The following is a 7,519-nucleotide window of genomic DNA, read 5'->3' as shown; positions in this document are numbered from 1 at the left end:
ATCGAATCGCACCACCGTCCCGGCGCCGTTGGTGCCCACCCATGCGATGGCACGCTCCTGTGCCAGCGCGGTTCCACCGGCAAGAAAGAAGAGGGCATACAAGAGGATGCGCATGGAAATCTCCGGTCGGGCGGGAACGTCGACCACGCGATCGACGGCATGAGGACCGCGGCTCGGCACGATCGATTGCATCCGATGTCGCCGACGCGCTGGAAAATCGGACGCGCCGATTGCGTCTGACCAGGCTCGACGCCGCGGACGGTCCGGCGGAAAGGCCGAAAGTGCCAAAGTGTGTCATTTGCAGGGCGCACCGACGCGCCAAGCCGCGCTGAGGAGAATCCCTCATCTGGCACGCTGTTTGCTTCGCTCAGGGCCTGGTCACCTTTTCAGTACCCGACATGCTCGCAATCATGGACAGCTTCAATGAGCTCGACGCCGATTCCGCTCAGCCGGCATCGCTCGAAGGACCGCTCGAATGGCGAGTGCGCTACAACGGCCTGCTTGCCGTTGCCTACATCGGTGGCAAGGCAGTCGCTGGAGTGTCCGGTCCATGGTCCGACAAGTTTGCGCTGACCTGGTGGGAGCGTCCGCTTCCGTCACGTCAACTCGAGCTCTTCGACACGATGGCCGACGCGAAGGGCGAGGTCGAACAGTGGGCGCGGCGGATGCACGTCGGTGGCTATTCAAAGACACGCCACCTGTCCATCGCGGGCCATGGGCAGCCGGCCCAGGTGCAGCCGGTGTTCGATTCGGCCAGCATCCAGGATGACTCACCCCAACCGGCCAACGGTCTGTTCGGTCGCATCCGTTCACTGCTTCCGTCGTTTTCACGGACACGTTCGGGTACGACACCAAGCGAAACGATCGATCGACTGCGCCGCAATTTGGTGTGCAGCGAGAACGACATCGGCAACCTGCATTTCGCCGCGAACGAATAACCTCCGGCGTCGACGTTCGACGCCGACTCAGCTCTTCGACGCACCCGACTTCGAACGAACGTAGATCGACGTCGTCGATCCGTCGCCGGTCTTGCGTTTCTCGATCTCGAACAAGCCGCTCGCAGCGATCAGTCCGCTCAGCTTCGGGTACCCGTCGTTGCGCGAATCGAAATCGGGCGCCTGCTTCGCAATGCTGTTGCCGACCATGCCGAGGAAGGACCAGCCGGCGTCGTCCGACGACGCCTCGACCGCATCGCGCAACAGGCTGACAAGCGCTTGCCCTGCTGGAGGGAGGCGAAAGGCCGCGCCACCGCGGGCAAGTCCTCACCGCCATTGCCGGTCAGGATCCCGGTGGAAATGAACTTGTCGCACGCGGACACGAACGGTGCCGGCGTCTTTTTTTCGGCGAAAACGTACATCAAGAGACCGGCTTCGCGAACGCGCGGCGCGAGTCCGGTGAAGTCGCTGTCGCTTGACACGATGCAGAAGCCACCGAGCTTGGCGCCTGGAGCCAGGTCCATCGCGTCGATGATCAGCGCCGAGTCGGTCGCGTTTTTGCCGGTGGTGTAGCGGAACTGCTGGATCGGCTGGATCGCGTACTTGAGCAGCGCTTCCTTCCAGCCCTTCAACTGCGGTCCGGTCCAGTCTCCGTACGCGCGCTTGACCGTTGCGGTCCCATACTTGGCGATCTCCGCGAGCACGCCTTCGACTACAGAGGACTGCGCATTGCCCGGGTCGATCAGCACTGCAATTTTGGTGCGCATGCAGACGAAGCTTGCGCATCCGGATGGCGCGAACTGTCGTAGTTCGACCGATGCTGCATTGTGATGATCGCCGCGATGGACGCCAGCCAGGACTCCATATCCATGCCATCCATCCGAATCAAGGCCGCGGCGGTTCTCCTCATTGCTGTCGCTGCATCCTCAGCCCGGATCGCCCACGCCGCACCGACCGCACCGGATGCCGTCGCCGAAGTCGCGGCAAAGGCGCACGAGGCCGGACGCTTCGACGGTCTGATCGTGCTCGATCGTGGCAACACCCGGCTCTACAGCGGCCGCTTTGGCGATGCCGACCGCGCCACGCACCGACCGCACACGACCGACGAACGCTGGCGCTGGGCTTCGATCACCAAGCAGGTGACGGCGGTCCTCGTGATGCAGCAGGTGGAACGCGGGCGATTGCGTCTCGACGACGTCCTTGCTGACGCCCTTCCCGGGTTCGGCACGCCGGCCATTGCCGCGATTACGCTGCGCCAGTTGCTGCAGCACACGTCGGGCCTCGCAAATCCCGACGACACGCCAACCAATGCGGCCGGCGTTCCTTCGTTCTATCGCGGCGCAACGATGGCAGGACATCCGGTTCCCGGCGTATGCGCCGGTCCGATGAAACATGCGGCCGGCGAACGTTTCGACTACAACAACTGCGATTACCTGGTGCTGGCTGCGGTGCTCGAGCGGTTAACGGGATTGTCGTACGCTGCACAGATCGAGCGCCGGATCGCGAAGCCGCTCGGGCTGAAGACACTCGCACCCATGGTGGCGAGTGCGCGCCCCGCCCGGGATCGCGTCACCGGTTACCTCGCCGACGGACGACCCGAACCGCGACTCGACATCGGACGCTACGGTGCGGCCGGAGCGTTGTACGGCACTGTCGACGACTTGCTGCGTTTCGATCGTGCACTCGTCGATGGAACGCTGCTGTCCGCCTCAAGCACCGATCTCATGTGGAAAGGGGAGCCGAAGTTCGGGTACGTGGCATTGGGCGCATGGTCGTATTCGGCAAAGCTTGCGCGCTGTGCCGCGCCCGTCGACATCGTCGAGCGCCAGGGCGGGATCGGCGGAATCCACACGATCAACGTGCTTGCTCCGAAACAGCATGTCGTGTTGATCGCATTTTCCAACACGGCGGCCACTGACTGGGGACAGGTCTGGCAAGGATCGGGGCTGCTGTACGACCTGCTCGACGCGGCCTTGTGCGCAGGGGCACCGCCCGCTGATGGACCGTGACATTCACGCGCGTGTCAGGCGCGACCGTGCGTAGTGCCACTTCCCAACCGACGACGGCGCCACGCATGACCCTCCCGATCGAAGCCGCCCTTGCCGCCCGCTGGAAGGAAGCGGTATTCCTCTGTACCAAATGCATGAAGCGGCAGGATCGAAAGGATCTGCGCGGGGAGTTGCGCAGTGCACTCAAGTCGGAAGGTCGCAAGGACATCCGGGTCATTGCGTGCGGTTGCCTGGACGTGTGCCCGAAGCATGGCGTGACAATCGCCCGTTCAAGCGAACTGCGGGACCATCCACCGCGCCTGCACGTTCTCGACAATCGCGACGGTGTCGAGGATGTGCGCCGCTGGCTGCTGGATGGCTGACGCCGCGATCACCGTCGGCGTTCCTCGACTCAGCGTGCTGCAAACGCATCGCTCTGGCGACGTGCGCGTCAAGCCAGGTGACGGAACAGAAGACCGATGTACGCCCCGATCGCGAGGACGGCCGCGCCGGTCATCCAGCCGTGAAAGCGCCCTTCCCGTATCGTTGCGCCGCCCGCGGCCAGCGCGGCGAACAGCAGATGGAACAGCAGATTCGAGGGATCACCAATGCTGCCGGTGAACAGGAATTCCTTCGTCAGACTGATGCCGACCAGCAACAGGAGCAACACGAAAAACCAGCGCTGCTGACCGTAGTAGTGAGCCCGCAGGTCGACCGCCGCGTCGCCGAAGAAGTCCGGCAGCACCAGCGCGGCAAGCAGGTACATCACGATCTGCTGGGCGAGAGCGGTTGCAAATTCGAGGAAGGTCCAGTCCACGTGGTGGCGCAACCCGAACATCGCCCACCACGATTGCACCGCGAGGACCAGCAGCAGCACCGACCAGATGATCGACGGCCAGTAGACGACCAGACGCGCGCGCGACTGCATCATGCCGCGGTAGCCTTTCAGGATCTGCGTGATTGCCATGCCGAGGATGATCGACAGCAGCACGGAAAGGTAATTGAATGCGTCCATCAATGGTCTCCATTCCCGATGACGATCAGTGCACCGTAGCCGCTGCCGACGCGCCGAGAATCAGCGCGCATGGCGTGGCGATGGAGATTGATGGTGGCTTGCGCTGCAGACCTCATCGAACGCGATACGAAAGAAGATGTCTTCTCCATTGTCCATCAGCGACCTTCGTGATCGGCAACATCGCCGGCCAGGACGTGCGACGTTCCCGCTGACGTCGCCGATATCGGCGGCATCGCTGGCCCCAGCAACGTCATCTGCTGCGGCGACGAGAGAGCGATGTTTTCTTCCTGCAGGCGCGCGAGAAGGTTGAACAGCAATTCGCTGCGTACGCTGCCCGCCTGCCGCGGATTGGCGATATAGCCGACCGCGATGAAGATCAGCGACATGCCTTCGATGCCGTCGAGCAGCACGCTGGGCGTCGGCGTCGACAACACGCCCGGATGATCTGCGAAGGTCTCGGTGATGATCTCGCGAATGCGGGTCGGGTTGCTCTCCACCGGCACCGGCAGGCGGATGCGCACGCGACCTTCGGCATTCGATAGCGTCACGTTGCGCACGCTCTTGGTGATCAGTTCGGAGTTCGGCACGATCACGGTCGAGCGGTCGCTCATCTGGATTTCGGTCGCGCGCACGTTGATGCGGCGGATGTCGCCTTCGGCATCGCCGAGCACGACCCAGTCGCCAACCTTCACCGGCCGCTCGATCAGAAGGATCAGTCCCGACACGAAATTCTGCACGATCGCCTGCAGGCCGAAACCGATGCCAACGGACAACGCGCTCGCGACCCACGTGATCTTTTCGAGGCTGAAACCGAGCGCGGACAGCGCGAATGCAACGACCACGACGCCGCCGACATAGCCAAGCAGCGTCGTGACCGACGTGCGCATGCCGGGATCCAGTCGGGTCGTCGGCAGATACTGGTTGAACAGCCAGCTCTTCAACGCCTTCAGCGCTGCCAGCCCGATGAAGAACACCGCGAACGCGCCGAACACTGCGCCGGGTGTCACTTCGATCTGGCCGATCTTGAGGCCCGCGCCGGCCTGCGCAATGCGCGCGACCAGATCCGACGGGCCGCTGCCGTAAGGTGAAAATACTGTCGCAATCGCGAGAACCAGCGCGCAGACGCGGAACACACCCGAACACAGCACTTCGACCTGTTGGAGCGCACGCCCTTCGATTCCGAGCGTATTGCGCAACCACGGCGCACGCGATGCCATCAACGCGGCGCAGATGTCTTCGATCAGGTGCACAAGAAGATAGAAGGTCGACGCGACAATGCCGAGGCCAACGATCTGTCGCGCGATCTGCTGCGCGAGCGCGACGTATCCGGTAAGGGCGCACAGCACGATGGCGATCACGCCGACCCACAACGCTGCGACGCACAGGCCGATCCACGCCGAGCGCTGGGACGGGTCCTGTTCCTTTGGCTCCTCGCGATCGGATGTCTGCGGAACATCCGCACGCGCGACACGGAGCAGCCCCCAACCGATGACCGCTGCGTACAGCAGCGCCGCGGCAAGGCTTCCCGCGATCGTGGCCGACAGGCTCGCGCCGACGAGACTGTTGATCCGCTGCTGCAAAATACTGAGTGCAACGGCGCATCCGAACAGGAACGGGAATGTGCGAAGTCGGACCGCAATCGCGTCGGGAATCTCCGGCAGGCGCCACGACGGTCGCCGGGCCGACAACAGCGCACGGCCGAGGCCGGCCACGAAACTGCCGAAGAAGATTGCTGCGACCACCGCGCGCGCGAAACCTGCCTCGGCATCGGAGAACGCACCATTCCAGTCGAGCGCGACCATGATGAGTTTCGCACCGCCGCCGACGAATGCGGTCGCGACCACGACCAGGGCAAATGCGAGCGCCGAACGCCGCAGGCGTCCCTGCGGGACACGGTTGGCCGTCATGCGCATGAGGCCGCGTTCGACCGACCACCGACCGAACACCATGAGAAACAGTCCGACCAGCAGGCCACCGATCGCGACGACCCGGTTGTCCGGCGCAAAGCTGTCGCCCAGCGCCACGGCCATGCCGTCGCGTGACGCGCCAAGGCGCGCTCCGTCGCGCGCGAGGTTGCCGCTGACATCGCGCCAAAACGTCGGTGTCAGCGGGGATGCGGTGCGTTGCGACAGCCGGGCCTGGAAATTCGCCCGCCGCATCTCGGCAATCTGGCCAGCCAGTTGCTGGCTGTCGATGGCGAGCAGCTTGGCACGCTTGATCTCCGCATCGAGGACGGCGCGCTGCTTGTCGAGGTCCAGGCGGCGCGCCGCAATGTCGGGCGCTTCCGCAGCCGCGCCCTTGACCGGGGCATCGCCCAGTTCACCGAGGCGGGCATCGAGGTCGACCAACGTGGGCGTGCGATCGCCGGTCAGCGCATCGGCCTGTGCGACCAGCGCCGCCACGGCGTCGCGATAGTCGTTGAGCGTTGCGTCGGTCAGTGGAGTGTCGCTGCCTTGCGCAGCGGCGAGCTGCTTGCGGATGTCGGCCATCTGCTGATTGGCAACGTCGATGTCCTTGGCCGAATCAGGCGCCTGCGCGAAGCACGGCAGGCTGGCGATCGACAGAACGATGAACAAGGCGAAACGGAGGGCTGCATGCATGCGGCGCATGATCGAAGCCATCGGCGATGGCGTCAACGAGCGCGATGCTTGCATGCGGAACCTATTCAAGAGGAGACACGCGACGCCTCGGCGAATGCATGCGCAGACTGTTTTCAATGTGGCGCGCCCTCCCGCCCGATGCGCGCCCGCTCGTTCTTCGAGCTGGCGGACGCGATCCCGATATCGGTGGGAGCGGCTTCAGCCGCGATGCTTCTGCTTCTGCAAGTCCTTCCAGAGCATGGCGGCTGAAGCCGCTCTCACAGAAAATGCATGCCCGACTTCTGCAATGCGCCCGATTACACCGTCGTCGGATTGGGCTTGTCAGGATCGAGCTTCCATTGCTTGATCGCGCGCGCAACGTCTTCCGGATTCATCTTGCCCTCGGACGCCAGCGCGGAAATCGCCGCCTGCGCAATCCAGTAACGATCGACCTCGAAGAAGCTGCGCAGGTTTGCGCGCGAGTCACTGCGCCCGTAACCATCCGTTCCGAGCACGACATAACGCTTGCCATCAGGCATGAACGCACGCACCTGGTCGGCGTATTCGCGCACATAGTCGGTTGCGGCAATCACCGGTCCGGCACGACCGTCGAGACACGCGGTGACGTGTGCCTTGCGCGGCGTCTTGTCCATCGGATGCAGACGGTTCCAGCGTTCGACGTCGAATCCGTCGCGGCGCAGTTCGCTGAAACTCGGACACGACCAGATGTCGCTCGCAACGCCGAAATCCTTCTCCAGCAGTTCGGCCGCAGCAATCACTTCACGCAGGATCGTTCCCGACCCGAGCAGTTGCACGCACGGCACGTTCGCCGCCTTGCCCTTGGCTTTTGCCGAATCCCGATGTCCAAGCCCCGAATCGCGGAACAGGTACATCCCCTTGATGATGTCCAACTCGACGCCCGCGGGCATCTCGGGATGAGTGTAGTTCTCGTTCATCACGGTGACGTAGTAATAGACGTCCTCCTGCTCCTGCATCATGCGG

The 7,519-nt window shown here is 63.7% G+C and carries 6 protein-coding genes and 2 pseudogenes; 3 read left to right on the top strand and 5 right to left on the bottom strand.

Features of this window, described 5'->3' with window-relative positions; all coding sequences use genetic code 11:
- The first annotated feature begins 398 nt into the window (after nt 1-398).
- Nucleotides 399-938 (top strand): hypothetical protein, encoded by a 540-nt coding sequence (locus ABIV12_RS07200; RefSeq protein WP_348057729.1) that lies wholly within the window; start codon nt 399-401, stop codon nt 936-938.
- 27 nt (nt 939-965) lie between these two features.
- Here ABIV12_RS07200 and ABIV12_RS07195 read toward each other — a convergent pair whose 3' ends face one another.
- On the bottom strand, nt 966-1,199 hold the full coding sequence (locus ABIV12_RS07195) for an OST-HTH/LOTUS domain-containing protein (RefSeq protein WP_348057727.1): 234 nt from the start codon (nt 1,197-1,199) through the stop codon (nt 966-968).
- Between the two features lie 152 nt (nt 1,200-1,351).
- A pseudogene (locus ABIV12_RS07190) lies at nt 1,352-1,702 on the bottom strand (NYN domain-containing protein); the annotation flags it as partial.
- Nucleotides 1,703-1,804: 102 nt separating this feature from the next.
- Between ABIV12_RS07190 and ABIV12_RS07185 the strand changes: the two are divergent.
- Nucleotides 1,805-2,944: a serine hydrolase domain-containing protein gene (locus tag ABIV12_RS07185; protein ID WP_348057726.1), complete on the top strand. Its 1,140-nt coding sequence runs from the start codon at nt 1,805-1,807 to the stop codon at nt 2,942-2,944.
- 65 nt (nt 2,945-3,009) lie between these two features.
- Nucleotides 3,010-3,306, top strand: coding sequence for a hypothetical protein (locus ABIV12_RS07180; protein ID WP_348057724.1), 297 nt, complete (start codon nt 3,010-3,012; stop codon nt 3,304-3,306).
- A gap of 68 nt (nt 3,307-3,374) precedes the next feature.
- Here ABIV12_RS07180 and ABIV12_RS07175 read toward each other — a convergent pair whose 3' ends face one another.
- From ABIV12_RS07175 to aceE, 3 genes and pseudogenes are all read right to left on the bottom strand, one after another.
- The gene (locus ABIV12_RS07175) at nt 3,375-3,938 is read right to left on the bottom strand and encodes a hypothetical protein (protein WP_348057722.1); all 564 of its coding nucleotides are present in this window, start codon (nt 3,936-3,938) and stop codon (nt 3,375-3,377) included.
- 155 nt (nt 3,939-4,093) lie between these two features.
- Entirely contained in the window at nt 4,094-6,592 is a 2,499-nt protein-coding gene (locus ABIV12_RS07170) for a DUF3772 domain-containing protein (RefSeq protein ID WP_348057720.1), read from the bottom strand.
- Between the two features lie 242 nt (nt 6,593-6,834).
- Nucleotides 6,835-7,519: pseudogene (gene aceE / locus ABIV12_RS07165) on the bottom strand (pyruvate dehydrogenase (acetyl-transferring), homodimeric type); the annotation flags it as partial.

The organism is Dokdonella sp. (assembly GCF_039926425.1).
GTDB lineage: Bacteria > Pseudomonadota > Gammaproteobacteria > Xanthomonadales > Rhodanobacteraceae > Dokdonella_A.
The sequence above is the reverse complement of the archived record's forward strand: the minus strand, read 5'-3'. Positions and strand labels throughout refer to the sequence as shown.